General features: G+C 71.9%; 19 protein-coding genes. 4 read left to right on the forward strand and 15 right to left on the reverse strand.

Annotated features, from left to right (window positions below):
• Positions 1 to 286: 286 nt before the first annotated feature.
• Together CAP_RS34750 and CAP_RS34755 are read left to right on the forward strand one after the other, a co-directional pair.
• Positions 287 to 1,570: a hypothetical protein gene (locus tag CAP_RS34750; protein WP_044248904.1), complete on the forward strand. Its 1,284-nt coding sequence runs from the start codon at positions 287 to 289 to the stop codon at positions 1,568 to 1,570.
• Between the two features lie 193 nt (positions 1,571 to 1,763).
• On the forward strand, positions 1,764 to 2,903 hold the full coding sequence (locus CAP_RS34755; protein ID WP_044248906.1) for a hypothetical protein: 1,140 nt from the start codon (positions 1,764 to 1,766) through the stop codon (positions 2,901 to 2,903).
• Positions 2,904 to 3,075: 172 nt separating this feature from the next.
• On the opposite strand, the gene CAP_RS34760 is transcribed toward CAP_RS34755, so the two are convergent.
• The 6 genes from CAP_RS34760 to CAP_RS34785 form a co-directional block, all read right to left on the reverse strand.
• A complete protein-coding gene (locus CAP_RS34760) occupies positions 3,076 to 3,567 on the reverse strand; it encodes a hypothetical protein (protein WP_231511865.1) in 492 nt (163 codons plus the stop codon).
• Positions 3,568 to 3,901: 334 nt separating this feature from the next.
• Positions 3,902 to 5,071, reverse strand: a complete 1,170-nt coding sequence (locus CAP_RS34765) for a hypothetical protein (protein ID WP_044248911.1) — start codon at positions 5,069 to 5,071, stop codon at positions 3,902 to 3,904.
• Positions 5,072 to 5,167: 96 nt separating this feature from the next.
• On the reverse strand, positions 5,168 to 5,548 hold the full coding sequence (locus CAP_RS34770) for a response regulator transcription factor (RefSeq protein WP_044248913.1): 381 nt from the start codon (positions 5,546 to 5,548) through the stop codon (positions 5,168 to 5,170).
• Positions 5,549 to 5,748: 200 nt separating this feature from the next.
• Positions 5,749 to 6,726, reverse strand: coding sequence for a hypothetical protein (locus CAP_RS34775; RefSeq protein WP_052376531.1), 978 nt, complete (start codon positions 6,724 to 6,726; stop codon positions 5,749 to 5,751).
• Positions 6,726 to 7,562 (reverse strand): hypothetical protein, encoded by an 837-nt coding sequence (locus CAP_RS34780; protein ID WP_044248916.1) that lies wholly within the window; start codon positions 7,560 to 7,562, stop codon positions 6,726 to 6,728. Before CAP_RS34780 ends, CAP_RS34775 begins: the two co-directional genes overlap by 1 nt.
• On the reverse strand, positions 7,559 to 9,919 hold the full coding sequence (locus CAP_RS34785) for a TonB-dependent receptor (protein ID WP_081865580.1): 2,361 nt from the start codon (positions 9,917 to 9,919) through the stop codon (positions 7,559 to 7,561). The genes CAP_RS34780 and CAP_RS34785 overlap by 4 nt, the downstream gene beginning before the upstream one ends.
• A 96-nt stretch (positions 9,920 to 10,015) precedes the next feature.
• On the opposite strand from CAP_RS34785, the gene CAP_RS34790 reads away from it, so the two are divergent.
• Both CAP_RS34790 and CAP_RS34795 read left to right on the forward strand, forming a co-directional pair.
• A complete protein-coding gene (locus CAP_RS34790) occupies positions 10,016 to 10,513 on the forward strand; it encodes a hypothetical protein (RefSeq protein ID WP_044248919.1) in 498 nt (165 codons plus the stop codon).
• Positions 10,514 to 10,515: 2 nt separating this feature from the next.
• On the forward strand, positions 10,516 to 11,802 hold the full coding sequence (locus CAP_RS34795; protein WP_044248922.1) for a hypothetical protein: 1,287 nt from the start codon (positions 10,516 to 10,518) through the stop codon (positions 11,800 to 11,802).
• Between the two features lie 469 nt (positions 11,803 to 12,271).
• On the opposite strand, the gene CAP_RS34800 is transcribed toward CAP_RS34795, so the two are convergent.
• The 9 genes from CAP_RS34800 to CAP_RS34840 all read right to left on the reverse strand — a co-directional run bounded on the left by CAP_RS34800 (position 12,272) and on the right by CAP_RS34840 (position 22,223).
• A complete protein-coding gene (locus tag CAP_RS34800; RefSeq protein WP_044248925.1) occupies positions 12,272 to 12,826 on the reverse strand; it encodes a hypothetical protein in 555 nt (184 codons plus the stop codon).
• Positions 12,827 to 13,018: 192 nt separating this feature from the next.
• Positions 13,019 to 13,492 (reverse strand): hypothetical protein, encoded by a 474-nt coding sequence (locus CAP_RS34805; protein WP_044248928.1) that lies wholly within the window; start codon positions 13,490 to 13,492, stop codon positions 13,019 to 13,021.
• A gap of 166 nt (positions 13,493 to 13,658) precedes the next feature.
• Positions 13,659 to 15,059, reverse strand: a complete 1,401-nt coding sequence (locus tag CAP_RS34810; protein WP_197041488.1) for a hypothetical protein — start codon at positions 15,057 to 15,059, stop codon at positions 13,659 to 13,661.
• A 131-nt stretch (positions 15,060 to 15,190) separates the two neighbouring features.
• Entirely contained in the window at positions 15,191 to 16,012 is an 822-nt protein-coding gene (locus CAP_RS34815) for a heme ABC transporter ATP-binding protein (RefSeq protein ID WP_442340133.1), read from the reverse strand.
• Positions 15,982 to 17,046, reverse strand: a complete 1,065-nt coding sequence (locus CAP_RS34820) for a FecCD family ABC transporter permease (protein ID WP_052376533.1) — start codon at positions 17,044 to 17,046, stop codon at positions 15,982 to 15,984. The genes CAP_RS34815 and CAP_RS34820 overlap by 31 nt, the downstream gene beginning before the upstream one ends.
• A complete protein-coding gene (locus tag CAP_RS34825) occupies positions 17,043 to 17,936 on the reverse strand; it encodes a heme/hemin ABC transporter substrate-binding protein (RefSeq protein ID WP_052376534.1) in 894 nt (297 codons plus the stop codon). The genes CAP_RS34820 and CAP_RS34825 overlap by 4 nt, the downstream gene beginning before the upstream one ends.
• Entirely contained in the window at positions 17,933 to 19,060 is a 1,128-nt protein-coding gene (locus CAP_RS34830; RefSeq protein WP_081865582.1) for a hemin-degrading factor, read from the reverse strand. The genes CAP_RS34825 and CAP_RS34830 overlap by 4 nt, the downstream gene beginning before the upstream one ends.
• On the reverse strand, positions 19,057 to 20,154 hold the full coding sequence (locus CAP_RS34835) for an HmuY family protein (protein WP_231511866.1): 1,098 nt from the start codon (positions 20,152 to 20,154) through the stop codon (positions 19,057 to 19,059). Before CAP_RS34835 ends, CAP_RS34830 begins: the two co-directional genes overlap by 4 nt.
• Positions 20,151 to 22,223, reverse strand: a complete 2,073-nt coding sequence (locus CAP_RS34840; protein WP_231511867.1) for a TonB-dependent receptor plug domain-containing protein — start codon at positions 22,221 to 22,223, stop codon at positions 20,151 to 20,153. The genes CAP_RS34835 and CAP_RS34840 overlap by 4 nt, the downstream gene beginning before the upstream one ends.
• Positions 22,224 to 22,294: the final 71 nt, after the last annotated feature.

The following is a 22,294-nucleotide window of genomic DNA, read 5'->3' on the forward strand; positions in this document are numbered from 1 at the left end:
GCCTTTCCCCCGGCCGTCAGCGCCACCCCGGCCCCCCGGGATGCGCCTGCCGCACGGGCGCCGCCCCCCCATTCCCCGGCCACTTCTGCGCGGGCGAGGTCCCCGCCGACCATGCCCAGGGTCCCACGAGGTGCTGCGGTGGCCACGCCGCCACCCTTACACGACCTCCCCCGAGGTCGACCAACTTCCGAGGGGGTATGGAAATGGGCAGGCAACTGGTTTAACGGTGGAACCCGATGCGTCGGGAGCAGAGCGCGCGACAGGTCGTAAGCCGCCTGGAGAAACGATGAACGAGTACACCCGGCGGGAAGAAGTACGGGCCACGTTCATCGCGTCCGCCATCCTCGTGATCTGCATCGCGCTGGCCGTGTTCCGGCTGGTCAGGGTCGAGGGGCGTCTCGTCCCCGATCCGAGCGCCAGGCGGCAAGCGCAGGAGTCCGAGGCGCGCGTGGGCACCGCCACGAGGTGCGTCACCGCCGCGACCCAGAGCGCGGACGCGGTGAAGTACTTCGGCAAGTTCGCCGACCAGATGAAGATGGGCGTCCCGCTCCCGCCGCCCGAGGACCCGCGGGTGCGCCGCCAGCCCAACCGCCGCGCGCCTCCTGCGCCTCCCCTCGCGCCCTGGAGCGGCACAGCCGAGCAGCTCCACAAGCAAGCCCGCGCCGTCACCGCCTGCCGCGAGCACACCCTCGCCGGCCTCGGCGCCCCCCGGCCCGATCTCGACCCCATCTGGAAGACCTTCACCGACGTCGAGGCCCTGCAGGCGCCCTCCGCCGGTGACAAGACCGCCGAGGACAAGGCGGCGCGCCAGCTCTACGAGACGGTGAAGCCGCTGCTCCAGCCCGACGCGCTCCAGCCGCTCGTCAAGGTGACCCAGGAGGTGGAGGCCCGCACCAAGACGGACAGCGAGCGAGACAAGGCCCGCGCCGCCACCGCCGTCGTCCGCGAGCCGCTCCCCGAAGGCCTCCTCAACCGCCGCACCGCCGTGAGCCTCGGCGTGGGCCTCACGGTGATCGCACTCCTCGTGAGCTACCTGAGCGTGCGCGTCGCCTCGATGCGCCGCCTCGGGACGCTGGTGCCCCTGCGCGACGCCGCCCGCACCGGCAGCCCCGGGGCGCAGACCGCCGCCATCCTCAAGGCCGCCGCCGCGCACAACGGCGGTGAGCCAGGCCTGGTCATCGGCTCGGCCGTGGGCGGCCTCCTCGCCGCCCTGCTCAAGCCCGCCGACGCCGATCTCTTCGTGGCCGGCGTGATGGCCGGGCTCCTCATCGGTCTCGCCATCCAGTGGGCCATCCGCATCGGCATGGGCGCCCGCAAATGGCGCGCCCGCGCCGCCGAGCTGTCCGAGATCGAGAAGCCCGCCATCCCCATCGTGCTGGTGATGAGCGACGTGCACCCCGGCCTCGAAGGCAAGTTCATCGAGTACCTGCGCTCCCTCAGCCCCGAAGAGGCCGCCTCCGCCGTCGAGAAGCTCGCCTCCCAGGCCGAGGAGCGCATTCTCGCCTCCGCCGAGGCCCAGCGCGCCGCCCTCCACGCCCAGGCCGCCGCCAACGCCGGCTACCCGATGTGACACGCCCGCGCCTGTGACGCGGCACTCACGCGTCCCCACACCAACGCCGGGGGTGCATTCGCGTACCACTCCGGAGGAAACTCCCCCCCTCCCTGCTCACCGTCCCGCCCGCCCGTGGTTCGCGGTGACCCCGGGAACGCCCCGACGGACATAAACTCGACCCCGAGCCCGGATCATGGAAAGGAGTTGGCCCATGGGAGAAGCCTCGACCCAGGTCAGGACGGAAGCCCCGAAGACCGGCCCGCTCCAGCCGACCCCCAGGCGAACGCCCCGGCTGCTGCGCGCAGCCGCGTGGCTCTCCCTCCTCGGCATCCTCGGGACCCACCCCGCCACGGCCCAGGACGCCGAGCCCTCCAAGGACATCGCCGCTTCCCTCTCTGCACAGGTCGCCAACGCAGAGCCGGAGCCCCTGCCCCTCGCCGAGCCCCGCGGAAGCGAGGAGAGCGCCGCCACCGACGCGGAAGCCAGGCCCCGCAAGACGAGCAGCCGCGCCACCCCCGCCAAGCAGCGCCGGGGCGGCATCAACCCCTGCATGACCCCCGACCCTGGCTGGGGCGTGCACGATCACTGGTCCCGCGCTCCCTCGATGGGCCAGATGATCTCTCCCCACAAGGGCGGGATCACCAAGAGCGGGGCGTTCGACGTGATCATCCACTTCCACGGGCACGAGGCCGTGCGGAAGGAGTTCGTGAAGACCCCGACCGGGATGGTGCTCGTCGGCATCGATCTCGGGATCGGCTCCGGCGCCTACGCGAACGCCTTCGCCTCCCCCGGTACCTTCGAGCGCCTGCTGGCCAGCATCGAGGCCGGGATGGCCAGCAAGACCGGGAAGAAGAACGCCCACATCCGCAAGCTCGCACTCTCCGCGTGGAGCGCCGGCTACGGGGCCATCGAGCAGATCCTGCGCCAGCCCTCAGGAAAGAAGGTGGACGCCTTGGTGCTCCTCGACTCCCTCCACGCCGGCTACGCCGACGAGCAAACCAAGGCGCTGAAGTCGCTTCAAATCGAGCCCTTCGTGGAGTTCGCGCGCAGCGCCGCCAAGGGCAAGAAGTTCATGTTCCTCAGCCACTCGTCGATCATCCCCCCCGGGTACGCCTCGACCACCGAGGTCGCCGAGTTCCTGGTGAAGCGCATCTCCGGCAAGCTGAAGAAGTCGAAGCGCGAGGACGTGCTCGGTCTCGACATGATCCAGCGCTTCGATCGCAACGATCTCCACGTCCGCGGCTACACCGGCGACGACAAGCCCGACCACTGCGCCCACATCGGCCTCATGGCCGACATCGTGCGCGTGCACTTGCAACCCCGCTGGAAAACCCCCAAAGGCCGCCTTTAAGTACTACGGTACTGCGTACCCTGGAGCAGGGACCCAAGGTCCCTACGGTACTGCGTACCCTGGAGCAGGGACCCAAGGTCCCTACGCTCCCGATGGTCGCTACCCCCTGCGCCTCCGCACGAGGTCCGTGCAGCAAGTGCGGGACGAAGGCGGCTAGGGAAACGGGTGTGAGCTAGGCATCGGGCATCGACGCGAGGTCCATCTGCACCGTCACGAAGGTGCCGTAGCTCATGATGGTGATCGAGTCGCTGTCGATGATGAGGATCCTCACGCACCGCATCGGCGAGGGTACGAGCAGGTCCCGGTAAGGGTCCTGCACCTCGGCGTCATCCGTGGGCAACGCCGCGCGCAGGAAGGCGTGCAGCCGCGTCCTGTGCCCCAGGATCACGCTCGCCGAAGGCAGCGCCGAGAGGTGCACGGAGCCTTCTCCGCCTCTCCCGGCAACCCGACCCGGGTTCGTCTTCAGCGCATCCTGGAAAAGCACGTGGGCCTCCGGAGCCACGATCAGCACCGCGAGATCCGTGACCTCTACGCCGTTGTCCGTGCAGAAGCGCTCCACCTTGGTGCAGACGTTGGTCTCCATCGACTGGAAGAGGCGGAGCCGGCTCCGCTGCCCCTCCGAGACACCAGGCTCCTGCAGATACCGGTCGAGGTTGGATCGCACGGTTCCATCGCAGTCGTTCATCATGTGGCCTTGCTGCGACCGTTGGGCGGGATGGAGGCCCCATGCCTGCTCCTGTCCCCCTGCCCACGGCTTCGCTCCCCCTGCCCCGACGTGATGCACGGACGCGGCCACCAGCCGCTGTCTCCCCCGCGCGCAGCGACTGCCCAGCCGGAGCGCCGCCGGAGACGAGGGTGCATGCAGCACTGGGCCAAGGCATGCAGCCACGACACGCGGCACGCAGTCCATGCAGCGTGCAGAGCAAGCGTCACGCGGCAGCGCACGCCCTGTCAGGTGTGGTGAGCGCGGCGGGAGCGCGAGGCCCCGCCATGAGCTTTCAGGGCGCCGCGGCAGCCGTGGGCGCCTGGAAGCGACCGACGAGCTCGGACTGCAAGACGGCCCGCTGCTGATTCCCCGGCGGAGCGCCCGGGGGTACGACCTGCGCGACCAGCTTCTGCCGGATCTCCCCTTCACGCGGCACGAGCCCCGCAGCATCCCAGACGATGGTCCCCTTGCCCGCAGACTCGAAGGCGTCGAGGGGCGTGCTGACCTCCTGCCCCGGACCCATGGTGAGCTTCACCGTCCCTTCCTCCGCGTACTGACGGGAGTCCACGCTGAAGGACACCGTGCCATTCGCCTCGATCTTCTCGACCTTGAAGACCCGGTAACGGAGCACGGGGATCTTCGCCCCCGTCCAGACGAACCGATCGGCCACCATCCACGTCGCCCCCACACCCACCGGCTTCTCCGGCAGCGGCGGCGTGAGCAGCGCGACCGTCTCGGCAAGCGCATCGAGGATCGGTGCGAGCCCAGCATCCACCCCCTTCGCCATCTGGATCGTGAGCCCGCTGAACGCGTTGGTCGGCGAGAGCTGGTAGCGGATCTCGCTGCCCTTGAGCTTGCCGAACTCCTCGATCAGCTCTTTCGGCAGCCCCCCCGGGCTCATCGACGCCGGCACCGCCGACGTCACCTTGGCGATTACCGCGCTCCCCACCGGCGCCGGCGCCGGCGCCGCCTCCGCGCCTGCTGCGTCCTTCTTCGGCTTGTCCCCCTTCGCCTTCTCGATCTTGAACGACATCCCGAAATCGATGGTCGGCAGCCCCTGGGGCCCGCCCGTGCGCACGCTGAGCAGGACGGAGGTCTTCTGCTCCTTGCCGTCAGGCTTGGACGTGAGCAGCACCCGCGGCTCGCTGCCGTCGGTGAGCATCTCCGTCTTGTAGTTCATCGCCTTGGGGAGCGCGGCTTCCCCCGCGCCCGGCGCGAAGACCCCGTTCTCCGGCGGCCCATCTCCCGCCTTCGGCGTCGGCGGAGGCCCACCCACGGCGACAGCCGAGGCCAGCGCTGCCCCCAGGCGCCCGGCGTTCGGCGCCAGCGAGGCATCTTCCGCCCCGGCGTCGCTCACCGACACGCTCTCCTTCTTGTTCTCCTCCTCGCACCCGGCCACGAGCCCGAGCAGGGAGACCATCACGAGGGTCCTGGCGAAGCGTCCGCGCATCCCGATCTGCATGGGCCCGCGGTGTAGCCCCGGACCTCGGGCGCGGTCAACCCACGGGACAGCATGCTCCCCCGCGTCCCCACGTCGGGACCTCGACGTCCCGCGTCTTCAGCCCGCCGGACGCTGCGCTGGCTTCAAGCTGCCGATGTACTCCAGCAGTTCCAGCGGCCGGAACGGCTTCGCATGGTAGGCCGTCGCCCCCGCGAGCGTCGCGCGCTCCCGCGACTCCTTGTCGTCGAGGGCACTGATGATGACGATCGGCAGACCCTTGGTGACCGGATCACTCCGCAACCGGGTGCACACCTCGAAGCCATCCATGGTGCCGGGCAGCATCAGATCGAGGAGCACCACGTCGTAAGGCTCCTTCAAGGCGAGCTCGATGGCCTCGGCCCCGGTCCGGACGCCCGTGACCTCGTGGCCGCTGGCTCCCACCAGCGCCTCGATCATGCGCCGGATGGCGTCTTGATCCTCGCAGAGAAGAATTCGCATGGCGGCGCGAGCGGAGGGTCGCATCCGTCGTGGCAAGCGGTCAAGGAGAACCCGTGCCCGTCCTCCTCCACGTCGACGGAGCAATGCGTCACGAGGTACGCGGCGCGGGCGCTCCGGCAGCTCCGGAAGCAGCCCGGCGGTAACCCTGCGGTGCCTGGTCCCGCCGCACCCCACCCGCTGCCAGTGCGTCCGCGCTTCCTTCAGCGCTTCAGCGCCTGCACCGAGCAGAGCCCGAGCCCGTTCAGGTGCGCCTGCGAGGCCGCCGAAACCCGCACGAACTCCTGCAGGTTCTTGTCGGGCAGCGGGATCGATCCCGGGTTGTACACGAGCGCCTGCCCTGCCTCGTCGCGCAGCGGCTCCCCCTCCGGATCGGTCAGGTCGGCGAGCCGCTGCCCCGCCAGCTCCTGGAAGGTGATGGTGGTGTCCCCGTCCTTGTTCGCCCCCCACATCGGATCGAACCGGAGCTGCGACTGCTCCGCGCCGAGCGTGTCCCAGAACAGGTGGTCGACGTGGAACGTGAGCTCCGCCTCCGTCGTCGCGCTGGGCCTCACGATGACCCCGTCGGTCCCATCGAGGCCGTTGGTGCAGTTCCGGTTGCGGGTGGGGTTGACGATCCCCCACGTGAAATCGAAGCGCCCCCGCTCGGCGTGCGTCGCCTCTCCGTCGATGTAGAACGTGAAGCCGCCCGCCTTCATCAGCGAAAGATCCTCACCCGACACCCCCTCCAGCGCGACGCTCTCCTCCCCCGCCTCGACCACGCTGAAGCTCACGCTGTCCCAGCGGCGCGCCGCGAGCCCCTCGATCTCCTCCGCCGTCGGGTCGCCCGTGTGCAGGTCCGCCACGTAGCGCGCCCCCGAGGCGCTCCCCACCTCGCCATCGAGCCCGGCCACCTCGATGTCGCCGAACGACACCAGGTACTTCCGGAACGCGATCGACCAGCCATCCCCGAACCGGATCTCCACGCCCTGCTCCACGTACGGATACCCGTCGCGCGCCGCCCCCTCCCCGCTCACCCGCACGCGCAGGCTCCCCGTCCCGCCGTCCTCCTCCCCGCCGCACGCCGCAGCCCCGCAGGCGAGGAGCAGCATCCCCACGCCCGCGAGCCCCCGCGCACCCGCGCTTGCCACCCGTCGCCCCCGCGACTGCACGCCGGCCCCGCTCGCATTCTCCGTCGCCATCAGCGCTCTCCCTCTCCACCCTCGACGAGCCGCGCGGTGAACGCCGACCCTGGCGCGCCCGCGGGCGCAAGGCTCCGCGCCCCGATGTACCAGGCCCGCTCGATCTGGCTCCCCGGCGCGATGGGATAGCGCCCCTCCGCGTCGGGCTCGCCGTCGAGCAGCACCTCGAAATTCGCCTCCCGCAACCACGACGACGGGTGCACCGCGACCACCACCGTCGCCCCCTCGTCGATCACCCCGTCGAGCGGCACCCCCTGCACCTTCCGCTGATCGCCCTCGGCCGGCAGATCCAGCCCTCCCGCGAACGGGATGCGCGTCCCCTCGCGCTCGGCGACGCCGCTCACGTAGAGCTGGTAGCCGTGCAGCCGCTCCCGATCCGGCAAGCTCGCGCGCGGCGGGTCGAGGTGCACCGTGAGGGAGCGCGCCGCCCCCGCGATGCCCGGCCCCTCGAACGTCGGAAACGACGCCGGGTCCAGCAGGTCGAGCAGCGTCTGCCCCAGCCACTCGCCCTTGGCCACGCCTCCGTCGTAGTGGCTGTCCCCCGGGTGCGCGTGCGCCTCCGGCACGAGCCACCGCAGCGGCAGGAAGCGCTCGTCGCGCCGCGCGTACACCGGGGCGTTCTCGTAGACGAACACCGGCCCCACCGCCGCGAACGCCTCGTCGAGCGTCACCTCCCAGCCCGTCGCCGTGGTGAAGTGCCCGAGCGGCTCCCCGGCCTCTCCCTCGGCGTGCACGGCGATCGCCATCCCGATCATCTGGCCCCCCGTGTCCGGCGCGCACCCCGCCGACACCCAGGCGAGCATCACGGCGCACCCAGCACGACGCCACAGGCTCATGACTCTGGCTCCTCCTGATCCAGGTAGGCCGTGAGTGTGCCCAGGATCTGGAAGGGCGCACCCGCGATCACGTGCCGCGCCGGGAGCTGCGAGGCGGGCGCCTCCGGGTCGGCGAAGTTGCTCGGGTAGTTCAGCTCCACCTCGCGGTTCCGCCGGTCGAACAGGTTGGTCATCTCCGCGCCGACCTCGAACCACCGCCACCGGAGCCGCGCCGCCGCGTCGATGGTCCCGTACGCGGCCCCGAGCTGCTCGAACGGCAGCGGCCGCCGATCCACGAACTGGAGCCCCACCGCCGCCGACGCCCGGAACTGCTGCCCCCGCACCGTGAAGGGATACCGCTCCGAGGCGTCGAGCCGGAACACGAACCGCGGCACGTACGGGAGCCGCGACCCCGCCGCGAGATCGAAGGGGCTCGCGTCGCCCGGCGGCAGGTACGCCTCCGCCCACGTCAGGCTCGACGCCACGTCGAACCCGATCCCCGGGTGCGCGATGCGCCCCCACACGGTCGCGCCGAACCTGCTCGACGCCCCGATCGGCGTGTTGCGCCCCCGCTGCTCGTCGAAGACCAGATCGTTCGAGACCCGCGTCGCGAACCCCGACAGCCGCGCCTCTGCCGACAGCGGCCCGCCCAGCGTCCGCGACACGAGCGCCGTCTCCGCCGCGACCACCCGCGCGAACGGCGCCGACTCCCCGTCCGACAGCGCCTGCGCGTCGCTCGACCGCGTCCCGAGCCCCAGCGACGTCATCCACGACAGCCAGGGGGCCACGATCACCGTCACCACCCCCCGCGGCTGCACCGCCACCCCGAACGCCTCGCTCCGCGTCGACGGCTCCCGCGTCCCCACCCGGTCCACCTCGGGTTGCTTGCGGTCCTCCACCCCGAACATGAACGAGTCGAGCCGCAGCCCGGCCCGCAGCGTCAGCCACCGCAGCGGCCTCGCGTGGATCGACGCATACGCCGCCGCGTTCGTGATCCTCAGCCCGTTGTCGAAGTCCCGGGCGTAGGGCACCCCGTCTGCGCGGCGCAGCCGCCGCAGCATCGCGTCGGCGCTGTCGTGCCGGAAGAAGTACCCGAGCTCCACCTCGTGGCGGCGCTCCAGCCAGTCCACGTACCGCGTGTAGCTCCCGCGCGAGCCCACGGTCACCGCGTCGTAGACCTGCTCCGTCCCGTCCCCCCGCTGCGCCGCGCCGTCGGTGGTCACGTCGAGCTCGTAGCCCGTAAAGTTCTCGCGGCTGCGCAGGTTCTTCACCGTGGCGAAGACCTGCGCATCGAGCGCGCTCTCGTCCCCCTTCTTCTCGAGCTGCGCGCTCAGCCCGTGGCGCTGCACCGACCCCCCCTGGTTGGGATCGTACGTGCAGAAGAACTGGTCGTCGAAGTCCTCCCCGCACCCGGGCACCTGACGTGTCACCAGATCGTCGAGCCGGATCACCCCCGCCGTGTCGTACCGGGTCGCGTAGCTCGTCGCCAGCACCCGCAGCCTGGTGTCCTCGTCGAGCGCCCACCCGATCTGCGCGAGCGCGCGCGCCGCCTGGTGCGCCCGGTTCTTCCCCCACCCGTCCCCGCGCACCCACTCCACCCCCACGAAGGTGTCGGCCCCGAACCCCCGCGGCCCCCACAGCGCCAGAAGCTCCGTGCGCCCGAACGTCCCGTACCCCGCCCGCGCCGTGACCCCTCGTTCCTGCAGCCCCAGCGTGTACTCCGCCGATCCCGCCACCGCGAAGTCCCCTTGCCGCACGTCGAACGGCCCCTCCACCACCCGCAGCCTGTCCACCAGCCGGCTGATGAGGAAGTTCGTGTCCGCGAACCCGTGCCCGTGCGGGTTCGACGGCTCGTTCAGCGGGATCCCCTGCAGCGAGAACTCGATGTCCTGCCCCTCGCCGGCGTCGAACCCGCGCAGGAACACCGCCGACGGGTGCCCCTCCCCGCCGTGGTTCGCGAGGAACAGGCCAGGCGCGAGCGTGAGCAGGCGCTCTGCCGAGGTGCGCGGCACGTCGATGAGCTGACCGACCACGATCTGGTAGTCGCTCCCCGCGCGCGGCGCAGGCCCACGGCGCGAGCCGCTCACCATCACCTGCAGCGGCCCCGACGCAGGCGGCTCCCCTCCCGCCGCCGGAACCGCTTCTCCCCCATCGGCGGGAACTCCGTCCGCGGGATCCCCCTCCAGAGCCGCCCCTTCGGCAGCCGCCGCATCGGCGGGAGTCCCCTCCGCGGGAGCCCCGTTCACGGGCGCGCCTTCCGCGTCGGCGGCAGGCGGCGTGGACGCTTGCTGCGGCTGGGCGAGGGCTGGGGCAGGCGCCAGTGCGAAGAGCGTCAGGAACGCCCCCGCGCCCGGTCTCAATATGCAACGGAGTTGCATGTGCTTACTGAGTTGAGATATTCCACGGTTGTGTTTGGAGCACAAGCGCTACGCGCACCGATGCGGGCCTCACGACCCCCCTGGTTCCGGCTCTCGATGACGGGATTCCTGGTCCTCCTCGCGGCGGCCGGGTGCGGCGACGGCGGCGACGGCGGCGACGGCGGTGAGGCGCCCGCGGTCGGCTGCCAGATCGAGGGGAGAGACTACGAGGTCGGGGAGCAGGAGATCGCGCACGCGTGCGGTCACGTCGAGGAGGGTCCGTATGGCGCTCTCCCCTCCGGCGACGACCTCGCCAACCTGCACATGCTCTACACCGTGGCCCTCGACGACGACGGCGCCGGTGCCTTCGGCGGCACCCTCACCCTCACCGCGCGGGAGACGTCGACCCACGTCTTCTATTACCTGTCCGACGTCCCCGCCGCGTACCACGACGCCGCCGGGGAGGACCTCTGCATCGCCCACACCTTCGTGCCCACCGGCTGCGACGCCATGCGTCGCGTGGACCTCGTCGACCTCGTCGATCAGGAGGCGATCGAGATCCTCCTGGGCCCCTCGACCGAGGCGTACGCCAGGGTCGTCGCAGAGAGGAAGTGACATTGCGCCCCCCGACGCGCCTCGGCCTCTGGCTCTCCCTGCTCCTCTGCGCGTCGGGCGCTGCGGCCTGCGACGGCGGCGACGACGGCGACCCCGCCGCGCCGACACCGCCCATCCACCCTGCGTGGCGCCGGACCCGCCTCGTCGTGGCCGACGCCGACGCTCCTCAGATCGAGGTGATCGACATCGAGTTCGGCGAGAGCGTCGGCACGCTCCCCCTCGCAGTACCCGCACTGGATCTCGTCGTCTCCGGCTCCGGCGAGCACGTGCTCGCCACTCACCTCGGCGGCGCGGACGTGATCTACCCCGGCATCTCGCTGCTCGACCACTCCGAGGGCGCGACCGACTCCGACGCGGCCCACATCCACGTCTACAAGTTCCCTCCCCGCCTCCTCGACTACGCCCTCACCGGCACCGGCGTGCCGCGGGCGATGGCCTACGCGCACCGCTTCTCGGTCCTCTTCCCCGGCGAGCTGAACGTGCGCTCGCCGCTGGCCCTGAGCTTCGACGAGCAAGCGTTGCTCGCCGAGCCGCCGACGCCCCCCGAGGCCTGGGAGATCCCCATGACGGCCCGCATCGACACGGCGATCCCGCTCGGCGACGACCTGCTGGTGGCAGGCGACACCGGCCTCATGGCGCGCTCCGGCGACGACGCCTACGTCGAACTCGCGCGCGACTGCCCCACCCCGCCCGTGGCCCGCGCTGGCGGAAGCGTCGCCGTCGCTTGCAGCGAGGAGCTGGTGAGGGTGGAGCCCCCCGCGAGCCACGAGACCACGCGCACCTTCTTCCACGAAGCCGGTGCTCCGCGGCCCCTCGCGCTCACCGGCCACGTCGCGCGGGCGCTGGTCCTCGCCTACGCCGGGGGCACCAGCGTCGACCGCCACGACTTCACCGGCGATCCCCTCTCCTCACCGCACACCCGGTCCGCGCTCACGCTCCCCGCCGAGGCTTGCGACCTCGCGCTCGACCCCGCCCACGGCGAGACGCTGACGGTGCTCTCCCCCGACGGCGTGGTCCGCCTCCTCGACGCCGACGACGGCGCGCTCCTCGCCGAGCAGGCCGTGGTGGCGCCCTTCTCCTGCGCCGACGCCGTGCGCCCCCGCCTCGCCCAGGCCCCCGCGCGCGCCTACGTCTCCGATCCAGCCCGCCGCGAGATCCACGCGCTGTCCCTCGACGGCGCCCTCGACCCCGTCGGCATCTGGCCCCTGCAGGTGGTCCCCTCCTCACTCGCCGTGGCGGGCATCGACGAGGCGACCCGCAACCTCGGCGACCTCTCCGACACGCCGTAGCTCCGGCGCCAGCGTCGTCCGCACCAGGGGATGGCGCGCACTCCGATCACCTCGGCAGCCCAGGCATGCCTCCGCACACCTGCCGAGGCCCGCCTGGGCTGCCGAGGTGCCCTCCGAACACGCGGCGATGGTCACCTGGGTTGCCCAGACATGCCTCCGCACACCTGCCGAGGCCCGCCTGGGCTGCCGAGGTGCCCTCCGAACACGCGGCGATGGTCACCTGGGCTGCCCAGGCATGCCTCCGCACACCTGCCGAGACACGCCTGGGCTGCCGAGGTGCTCTCCGAACATGCCGCGATGGTCACCTGGGCTGCCCAGGTGTGCCTCGGCAGGTGTGTCTATGGTCACCCAAGCAGCAAAGGTCAGACGTTTCAGCGGGAACGGAGGATCGTCGCGGGTGAGATGGGCTCAGGGCGGAGAGAGAGGATCTGCCCCGAGGGGGGTAGGTGGGCGCAGAGGTGGGACGCGCTCAGTGCTCGTGCGCGGCTTCCTCGACGAGGATGATCACGCTGTCCATCGAGGTGGGGCCGATGGTGAGGGTGTAGATGGCGCCATCCATCGGGAAGACCTGCTTGCTCTGCATGAGCGAGCAGGTCTCGGAGCAGGAGCTACCGCGGCAGGTGTCCTCGGCCGAGAGGAGGTCGCCGGCGCCGTCCTGCACCGTGACGGCGATGTCGGCGGTCGCGATGAACGCGAGGTCCGCCGCTTGCGCGACCCGGTAGGTCACCACGCCCTGGAAGCCGCCGACGCCGTTGTCCGGCAGGGTGATCTTGTAGGCCACGTGGGTCTCCGCGAGCTCGGGCGCGCCGGTCGCGGTCTCCGTGGCGGTGATGTCCTCGAAGGGGCCCTCTTCGAGGTGCTCGCAGACGTGGTCGTCGACCGCGTGATCGTCGGTGCTGCTGCTGGTGCTGCTGCTGCCCGTGGTCTGGTTGGTGCCGCTGCTGCCGTCGTCGCCATCGTCGTCACCGCCGCAGGCGACGAGGGCCAGAGAACTCAGGAGGATCATCGCGAAGCGAACGTTCATGGGGAGTCTCCTCGGAAGGTGGCGCGAGGCTATCGCCGCCTCGCATCGCGTCGAGCCGACGTACCATCGCGAAAGGCAATTGCAATCAAATATCAGGTGCGCTCATCGCTTGCGCCCTTGAACGCATGATGACGTGTCTCCGGCGTCCTCGGAATCCCCCGCGTCCTCCGCGTCCTCCGCGTCCTCCGCGCATCACCCTGTGGCGTCGTCGCCGCGCACGGGCAGGATGGGGGCCCAGGTGAGACGCGCGAGCAGCTTGTCGTCGATGAGCATGCCCTTGTCGCTGAAGACGAGGACGTTGCGCGTCTCCTTGTCATGGTCCTCGGCGACGAAGAGGATCCCGCGGCCCTCGCCGTTGTACCCGAGCTGGACGATGGCGTTCTTGAGCCAGCGGCCGCCGCCGCTGATGGTGAGGTCCTCGGGTAGCGAGTAGAAGCCCTGCGCGGGGAGGCGCTTCAGCGTCTCGGTCCAGCTCATGGAGCGCAGGACGATGACCGGCTCTCCCCAGAACCAGCGGTTGCGCCTGTTCTGGCCGGGCCGCACCACGAACGGGGTGCCGTTGTCACGGGCGCCGACGTAGACGAGGACGTTGGCGGGGATGGCCTCCTCCTGTCCGGGGTAGGCGGCGGTGGTGCGGTAGAGGCCGGGCTCGGGTGCTTTGATCATGGAAGCGATCCTCCGTGGTAGGTCGTGGTGAAAGGCCGCGGTCGCGCCGCGGCTGCCTCCTCAGTGCACCAATCGGGGCGCGGATGCACCCGTCACGATCTTGCCCTCGGTGAAGATGGGGCGGGGCTTCAGCCCGGGCGCGGGTGCGCGGGTGGGAGCGTGCCGGTCAGCGCGCGAGCTTCATGACGGTGCCGGAGGTCTGGTTGACCCAGTAGATCGCGAGGTCGTCGGCAGCGATGAGGCGGGGCTTGCCCTGGCCGGTGAGGATCACCTGCTCCGCGGCGGGCGGGGACGAGGAGGTGCGGGTGATGGTGCCCTGCTGGTGGTTGGTGAAGTACACGTCGGGACCAGCGACGGCGAGGCCGTACGCGCCGGCGGAGGCGGAGGTGGCGAGGACCTCGGTGGGGCCGCCTGCCATGGGGGCGCGGACGATGCTGGGGCCAGCGCCGGTGTTGACCCAGTAGACGTGATCGCCCTGGGTGGCGACGTAGAGGGGGAGGTCCTGCAGCTCGGCGATCCGCGAGGGAGGGCCGCCGCCGAGGGGGAGGTACTCGATGACGCCGACGTCGGCGGAGGCGACGGCCCAGAAGAGGCCCCCGTTGCCCAGGGCGACGCCGTACGGCTTGGTGCCCGGCGCGGAGAACGCGACCTCGAACTGCTGCAAGGGGCCGGTGACCGGATGGCGCATGATGGTGCCGTCGTTGTTGGCCCAGTAGACGTGGGTGTCCGTGACGGTGATCCCCTTGGGGTTCATCGGTCCGCTGGCGAGGGTCTCCTCGGCGCCGCCGGCGACGGGCACGCGGCGGACGGTGCCGCCGCTGTAGTTGGTCCAGTAGACCCAGCCACCCGCGACGGCGATGCCGATGAAGGGGTAGGTCTGGCCCGCGGCGAGCACCTGGACGTCGCCGCCCATCTTGGGGATGCGCGCGACGCTGCCGCTCGGGGAAGACGCGACGCCCGCGTTGGTCCAGTAGACGTGGGTGTCGTCGAGGGCGATGGTCCAGGGGTTGCTCTGCTGTGTGGCGAGCACGATGGGCTGACAGGTGCCCGCGACGCAGGCGCCGCCGAGGCACGAGTGGCCGCAAGCGCCGCAGTGTTCGGGGTTGTTCGAGGTGTCCGTCTCGCAGACGGTGACGGGATCGGCGTCGCACTCGGCGAGCGGCGCGATGCACCCCACGCCGCCGCCGCCAGTCCCACCGACACCATCCCCTCCCGCACCGCCAACGCCGCTGCCGCCAACGCCGCTGCCGCCAACGCCGCTGCCGCCAACGCCTGCGCCGCCGACACCTGCGCCACCGACGCCGCTGCCACCAACGCCCGCGCCGCCGACGCCTGCGCCACCGACTCCGGCACCGCCAACCCCATCGCCGCCGACACCGCTACCGCCAACGCCTGCGCCGCCTGCGCCGCTGCCACCAACGCCGGCACCGGCACCGGCACCGCCGACGCCGGCTGCGCCGCTGCCACCGCTCCCGCCCACGCCAGGGCCGTTGCCGCCCGTGCTCGACGTGCCCAGGCCGGTGTTGCCCGGGGTGCTGTCGTCGCCGCAGGAAGCCGTGGTCGTCATCAGTCCAAGGAGGAGCGATGCCGCTCCGAACCGCAATTCCCTCATGATCGTTCCTTCTGTGCCTCTGTCGGGCGCGCGGGGGCGCCGTGGTGTCGTGGGGTTCGAGGTGGTGATGCCGTGATGTGGCAGCGTCAGATGTCGTCGGTCTCGACGAAGACCAGAGGATGTCCGGGGGCCGTGGGGGCCTTGAGGATCTGGGCGACGACGGAGAAGACGTCGCGGAGGAGGTCGGGGGTGAGGACGTCCGCAGGGGAGCCCTCCGCGACGAGGTGGCCCCGCGAGAGGACGCCGATGCGGTCGGCGTACTGGGCGGCGAGGACGAGGTCGTGGAGGACGAGGATGACGGCGGCGCCGCGCTCGGCCTCCTCGCGGGCGATGCGGAGGACGCGGTGCTGGTGGGCGAGGTCCTGGCTGGCGATGGGCTCGTCGAGCAGGAGGCAGCGGGGGCCCGCGGTGTCGGTCGGGGGGAGCTGAGCAAGGACGCGGGCGAGCTGCACGCGCTGGCGCTCGCCGCCGGAGAGCGTGGTGTAGATGCGGGCCTCGTGGGCGCCGAGGCCGACGCGGCGGAGGGCCTCGCGGGCGATGCGGAGATCGTCAGGGCCCTCGCTGCGAGCCGCGTGGGGGGCGCGGCCCATGAGCGCGACCTCGAGGGCGGAGAAGGCGAAGCGGAGGGAGGCTTCCTGGGGGAGGACGGCGCGGGCGCGGGCGAGGTCCTCGGGGGGGAAGGCGCGCAGGGGGCGCTCGGCGAGGAGGACGTCGCCGGTGGTGGGGGGAAGGTCGCCGGAGAGGACGCGTAGGAGCGTGGATTTGCCGGCGCCGTTGGGGCCGACGAGGGCGAGGACTTCGCCGCGGGCGACGCGCAGGGAGACCTCGGTGAGGAGGTCGGCGCGGCCGATGCGGATGCCGACGGCGCGGGCCTCGATCATACGCGACCCGCGCGGGCGCCGCCCCAGAGGAGGGCGAGGAGGAAGGGGGCGCCGAGGAGGGCGGTGAGGATGCCGATGGCGAGCTCGCGGGGGGCGATGGCGGTGCGGGCGAGGAGGTCGGCGAGGAGCAGGACGATGGCGCCGACGAGGGCGGAGCCGGGGAGGACGGCGCGGTGGTCGGGGCCGACGACGAGGCGGACGAGGTGGGGGGCGATGAGGCCGACGAAGCTGATCAGGCCCGCGACGGACACGGCGGCGCCGACGCCGAAGGCGGCGAGGGCGATGACGTTGCGCTGGACGCGGTCGACGCGCACGCCGAGGTGGCGGGCTTCGATGTCGCCGAGGAGGAGGAGGTTCAAGGGGCGGGCGAGGCGCTGGAGCAGGAAGACGCTGACGATGAGCGGGGGGGCCGTCCAGCGGAGGGTGTCCCAGGAGGCGCCGCCGAGGCTGCCGAGGGTCCAGAAGGTGATGGTGCGGAGCTGTGCGTCGTTCGCGGCGTCGATGACGAGGCCAACGCCCGCGAAGGCGAGGGCGTTGATGGCGATGCCGGCGAGGAGGAGGGAGCCCGGGTGGCCGTCCTCGCGGCCGATGCGGAAGGCGGCGAAGGCGGCGAGGAGACCGCCGGCGAAGGCGGCGACGGGGATGAGGGGGACGCCGGTCCCGACGGCGCCGACGAGGAGGATGGCGAGGGCGGCGCCGAAGGAGGCACCGCTGGAGATGCCGATCAGGCCAGGGTCCGCGAGGGGGTTGCGGAGCAGGCCCTGCATGGCGGCGCCGCTCGCGCCGAGGCAGGCGCCGACGAGGATGCCGAGGACGATGCGAGGCAAGCGGATGGCCCAGAAGACGGCGACGTCCTGGGAGGTGACGTGGACGGGGAGGACGAGGCCGAGGGGGCGAAGGGCGATGGCGAGGACCTGGGCGAGGGAGAGGGGGACGGCGCCGATGGAGGCGGCGAGGAGCGTGACGAAGGCGAGGAGGGCCGCGAGGGTGAGGAGGATGGTGCGCCTGCCCGCGGGGCGACGCGCGGCGTGGGCAAGGGCAGAGAAGGCCGCCGAGGTCATGGCGTGCGGAGCTTCTGGGCGAGCTCGCGGGCGGCGGCGGGCGTGCGGGGGCCGAGGCCGAGGAGGAGGAGGTCGTCGAGGGTGACGACGCGGCGGGCCTTGCCGGCAGGGGTCTGGGCGAGGCCGGGGAGGGCGAGGGTGCCGTCGATGCCGCCGAGGGAGGCGAGGCCGCGGCTGGGGACGAGGATGACGTCGGGCGCGGCAGCGGCGATGGCCTCGGCGGACATGGCTTTGTAGCCGGAGATCTCGGCGGCGGCGTTGACGCCTCCCGCGAGGGCGATGAGGGCGTCGGGCGGGGTATCGGCGCCGCCAACGAGCTGGGTGCCGGCGCCGCGCGCGTAGATGAGGAGCACGCGAGGGCGCGTGGGGAGCGCGGCGAGGTCGCGGCGGGCGGCGTCGAGGTCGGCGGTGACGGTGCGGGTGAGGGCCTCACCTGCTTCCTTGCGGCCGAGGGCGTCGGCGACGGCGCGGATGCGCTCGGGGATGCGGTCGAGCTGGGGGTCGGCCTGGATGACGCGGGTGGGGACGCCGGCAGCCTGGATCTGGGCGATGGCGGTGGGGGGGCCTGCCTCGGAGGAGAGGAGGACCAGCGTCGGGCGGAGGGCGAGGATGCCCTCGGTGGCGATGGTGCGCTGGTAGCCAACCTTGGGGAGCTTGGTGGCCTCGTCGGGGTAGAGGCTGGAGGTGTCGACGCCGACGACGTCGGGGCCTGCGCCGAGGGCGAAGACAAGCTCGGTGACAGGGCCGCCGATGGAGACGATGCGGGCCGCGGAGGGGGCGCCTTCGGGAGGCGCGGCGCCGTCGCGGCAGGCGAGGAGGAGGAGGGCGAAGACGAGCGCGACGAAGGCGTGGCGCGCGGGGCGGGTGACGTGCGGGGTGGCGGCCGTCACGGGGTGGGCTCCGCGGCGGCGAGGAGGTCGCGCCAGGCGGTGGACTCGGGCTGGCCAGGTTTGCGCTTGCCGAAGAGGTAGGCGACGGTCTCGCCGGCGGCGTCGAAGAGTTCGAGCGAGGTGACCGGGCCGTCCTCGGTGGGCTTGCGGACCACCCAGGCCTGGGCGAGGCGCTCGGTGCGCACGTGGAGGTTGAAGCGGGGGTCGAGGATGTTGAGCCAGGCGCCGAGGGTCTCGACGCGGGCGATGGGGCCGGTGTGGATCTGGATGGCGCCGCGGCTGCCGACGAAGATCATGATCGGCAGGGCGTCCGCTGCGGCGGAGGTGAGGGCGCGGGTGAGGATGGTGGGGGAGACAGGGCGGGCGCGCTCGGGGCCGCCGAGGCGCAAGGCCTGGGTGCGGGTGACGCCGAAGCGGCGCAGGAGGCCGAAGAAGCCGTGCACGTCGGTGAGGGCGTCCCAGGCTTCGCGCAGGCCAGCGGTGTCGATCTCGCCATCGGGCTGCTCCTCGGGGTGAGGTGGGGGTGGGCTCGGCTGGAAGCCGGGGCGCTGGTCGTCGCTGCGGTAGGCGGCGCAGAGGGCGTCGTAGGCGGGAACGCGGTCAGGGTCTTCGAGGTAGACCTTGTGGATGGAGTCGCCCTGGCGGTCGAAGAACTGGAGGCTCCGGCGGATGCCGCGGGGTCCTTCTTCGCGGACGGCGAAGCAGGTGGCCCAGTGGTCGAGGAAGAGGCGGAGGTCGATCTCCTCGCCGACGACCTGGCCCATGCGGCCCGAGATCTCGACGCGCTCGTAGCGGCCCTTGCGCTCGATCACGGCGGTCTCGTTGCGGGTGATGGTCTTGACCTCGCCGAGGGAGGGGATGCGCAGGAGGAGGACGGCCATGTCGCCCGCGAGCCGCTCGACGCCCGTGCCGCTCTCGATGTCGGCGCCGCAGCCGGTGGAGAGGAGCTCGGCTTCGCTGACGCCGAGGGCCGCCGCAGCATCACGGGTGAAGGCACGGGGGTGGGCGCTGCGGTAGTCGGCCCAGCGCGCGCGGAGGTCCTTCCCGACCTGAGGATCGGGCCCGGTGGGGAGGGTCTGCGCGGCGTCGGGGGCGGCTGCAGGCTTGACCTGAAGGGCGGTCACGGCGCGGCCCCCTCGCGGCGGACGCGCAGGACGACGCGGCCGGGGGTGTCCTCGGTGGCGCCTTCGAAGCGGTCGATGCGCACGATGAAGCGGGTCTCGCCGTCGGCGGCGCGCACGACCCAGGTGCCCGCGGCGGGAGCGGGGGTGGCGCCGCTGCGATCGAGCCAGAGGTCGGAGAAGGCGCTGACGACGCGGTCGCCGCGGTACTGGAGCGCGGGGTCGGCGAGGTCGGCGTAGTCGATGGCGTCGAAGCGCGCGATCTCGGACTCGGGGGTCTTCGCCTGGAGCTGTTCGAGGGTCTCCGCGTCGGACTCGGCGCTCTGCAGATCGATGGCGCCCACGCCGCGGGGGCCGCCGAGTTCGCCGTTCACGATCACCATCTCGCGGCGGAAGCAGAGGTGCCAGTCGGAGGAGGAGGCGGACTCGGACGGGGTCTTCGAGACGACGGTGCCGGTGCCGAGGTCGACGCACTCGCTCGGCGCGTCGACGGGGCCGCCCGCGCCGCCAGCGTAGGCGTTGACATCCTTCAGCGACACGGTGGGGCCGATGCCGCTGTCGAGGACCTCGGCGTAGCGGACCTGGTAGAGGGCGCTGGCGGGAGCGCCCTGGATCTCACCGTAGTAGCCGAGGAGCTGGACCTTCCAGAGGCGGCTCCCGTCCTTGATGGCGTGGACGTGGTAGCGGCTCCACAGGCGGTGGGTGTTGCCGTCGTAGAAGTACCAGCCGAGGAAGGCGCCCCCCAGCTCGTCGGCGGAGATGAAAGGGATCTGGGGGACCTCGCCGGTGTCGAAGACCTCGGGTTCGAGGGGGCCGAAGGCGCCGCCGTCACCCGCGCCGGAGGGGCCGCTGTTGGTGAAGACGTCGTAGCCGGAGAGGGCGAGGTCCCAGTCGGTGGAGGTCTCTCCGCCAGCCACGACCTCCGGGACGTCGAGCTTGACGTAGGCGTGGCCGGTCGCAGGGACCTCGACCACCAGCTCCTGGTCTTCACCGGCGGTGGTGGTCTGTCCGTCATCCCCCACCTCCTCGGTGCACGCTGGACAGGCGAGGCCCAGCGCGACGGCAAGCATCATCCACGATCGTTCGTACTGCTTCATGGCTCCTCCGATGGCATCTCGGCGATGAGGCCGAGGTAGATGGTGCGGCCGTCGAACGGCCTTTGATCCCCTGTACGCCCTGGATCCCGGCGGGACGCCAGCGCATTGCGCACGCCAGCGTAGATCTGGGCCCCTGTCCACAAGGTGCGGGCGAGGCGCACGTCGAGGGTGTTGAAGCCGGGAGAGCGCAGGTTCTCGTCGACGAAGGTGTCGCTCACGACCCGGAAGCGGGTGACGAGTTCCAGCTCGGCGGGAAGCTCGGCGCGCAGGGCGGCCATCACGGTGTGGGGTGGGCGGCCGCTGAGGGGACGCTGGTTGGTGTCGTCGCGCGTCCACAGGTACGCATAGCCGACCTCGGCGCTCAGCCAGCTCACGGGACGCAGGGTGGCCCGCACGTCCACGCCCGCGGTGCGGGCGCGCGCGACGTTCTTGTAGGAGTAGGCATCGATGCCGCCGGACGAGGCGGAAGGGTCGAGGGCGAAGTCGATGAGGTCGGAGATCCAGGTGGTGAAGCCGCCCGCGCGGAAGCTCACTTCGTCACTGACGGTGAGGGAGGCGTCGCCAGTGACGCCCCAGGAAGCCTCGGGGCCCAGGTCGGGGTTGCCGATGACGCGGTAGCCGTAGAATGAGTGGTCGAAGAGGAAGCCGAGCTCCTTGGCGCTCGGGGCGCGGAAGCCGCGGCCGCCAGCGAGGCGGAGCGAGAGGCGGGACGTGGGGCGGTAGGCGAGGGCGAGGCGCGGGGCGACAACGGCGCCGTAGCGCAGGTGCATCTCTCCGCGCACGCCGGGCATGATGGTCAGCTCGTCGAAGGGGCGCCACGCGAGCTGTCCGTAGAGCGCGCCGACGCCGAGCCGGGTGCGCGGCACCTCTTCCTCTTCGTGGACGGCGATGGCGTCACCCACGGCCTCGGCCCGGGAGAGCGACTGGGAGAGCTCCTCCATCTCGGCGCGGGCGCCGATGACCCAGGTGCGCGTCTGTCCGTCCACCAGCGTGGCGATGGACTCCAGGCTCTGCATGGTGCCCTGGCGCTCGCGCAGCTCGTCGATCGGCGAGTCGCGGCGGTCCTTGCGGTTCTCCTGGGAGATCCACTGCCTGCCCGCGGTGAGGCGTAGGCCGGAGCCGCCACCGAGGTCGACCTCCTCGGTGAGGTGGACGGCGAAGCGGTCGGAGACGGAGGGGAGGTCGAGGACATAGGATCCGAGGCCGGGGATGCTCTGGACCTCGACGCCGTCGGAGTCGTCGCGGAGCCAGCGCGCGCGGGCGCGGAGCTTGATGCGCGGGGAGAGGGTGGCGCCTGCACGCAGGCCGATCATGTGCTGGAGGCGCGCGGGGGCGAGGAGCGCCGGGGTGCCGTCGTCGAGGGGGACACCTGCGCGTTGCTCGAGCGCGACGTCGGCGCCGGCCCAGAGTCGGTCGCCGCGGTAGGCGCCGCTCCCCTGGACGAGGCCTCCGGGGCGCAGGCGGCCTTCCAGGCGTACGCGCCCGCTCGCGCCCGTGAGTGCGGGAGGCGCAGAGAGGATGTTGACGACGCCGCCGATCGCGCTGGCGCCGTAGAGCGCGCTCATCGGTCCAGCGACGACCTCCACGCGCGAGACGTCGGCGAGGGGGAGGGAGGAGAGGTCGATGGCGCCGCCGACATCGCCGATGACGCGCTCGCCGTCTTCGAGGACGAGGACGCGGTCGCGATCGAAGCCCTGGATCTGGATGGCGCTGGGGTTGCCGAGGGAGCCGTAGGCGCCGGGGTTGACCTGCACGCCGAGCTGTCCTTCGAGGGCCTCGGCGACGTTGGTGGCGCCACGGCGCTCGGCTTCGGCGCGCGTCACCAGGTCGGTGCGCACCGTGGAGCGCTGGATGGACTCGGGTGTGCGCGTGCCCGTGACCACGACATCGATGGGCGCGGCGGGTGCGGCGTCGGTGGTCCCTGCGGCCTGCGCACGCGCGATGCCCGGGCCGAGCAGCGCGCACAGGGCGATCCCGAAGGCCGCCGCGCCCCTCTGCTGCTCTCTGGCCTCACACCCACACACCAGCAACGTCGTGACTCCGACCTGCGCCGAGGAAAGTTGGCTCAACGCGCCAGGCGAAGATAGGGAACTTGAAAACCACTTTCAACATATGTAGCGTGCCGCGCGTTCCTCAACAT

Source organism: Chondromyces apiculatus DSM 436 (assembly GCF_000601485.1).
GTDB lineage: Bacteria > Myxococcota_A > Polyangia > Polyangiales > Polyangiaceae > Chondromyces > Chondromyces apiculatus.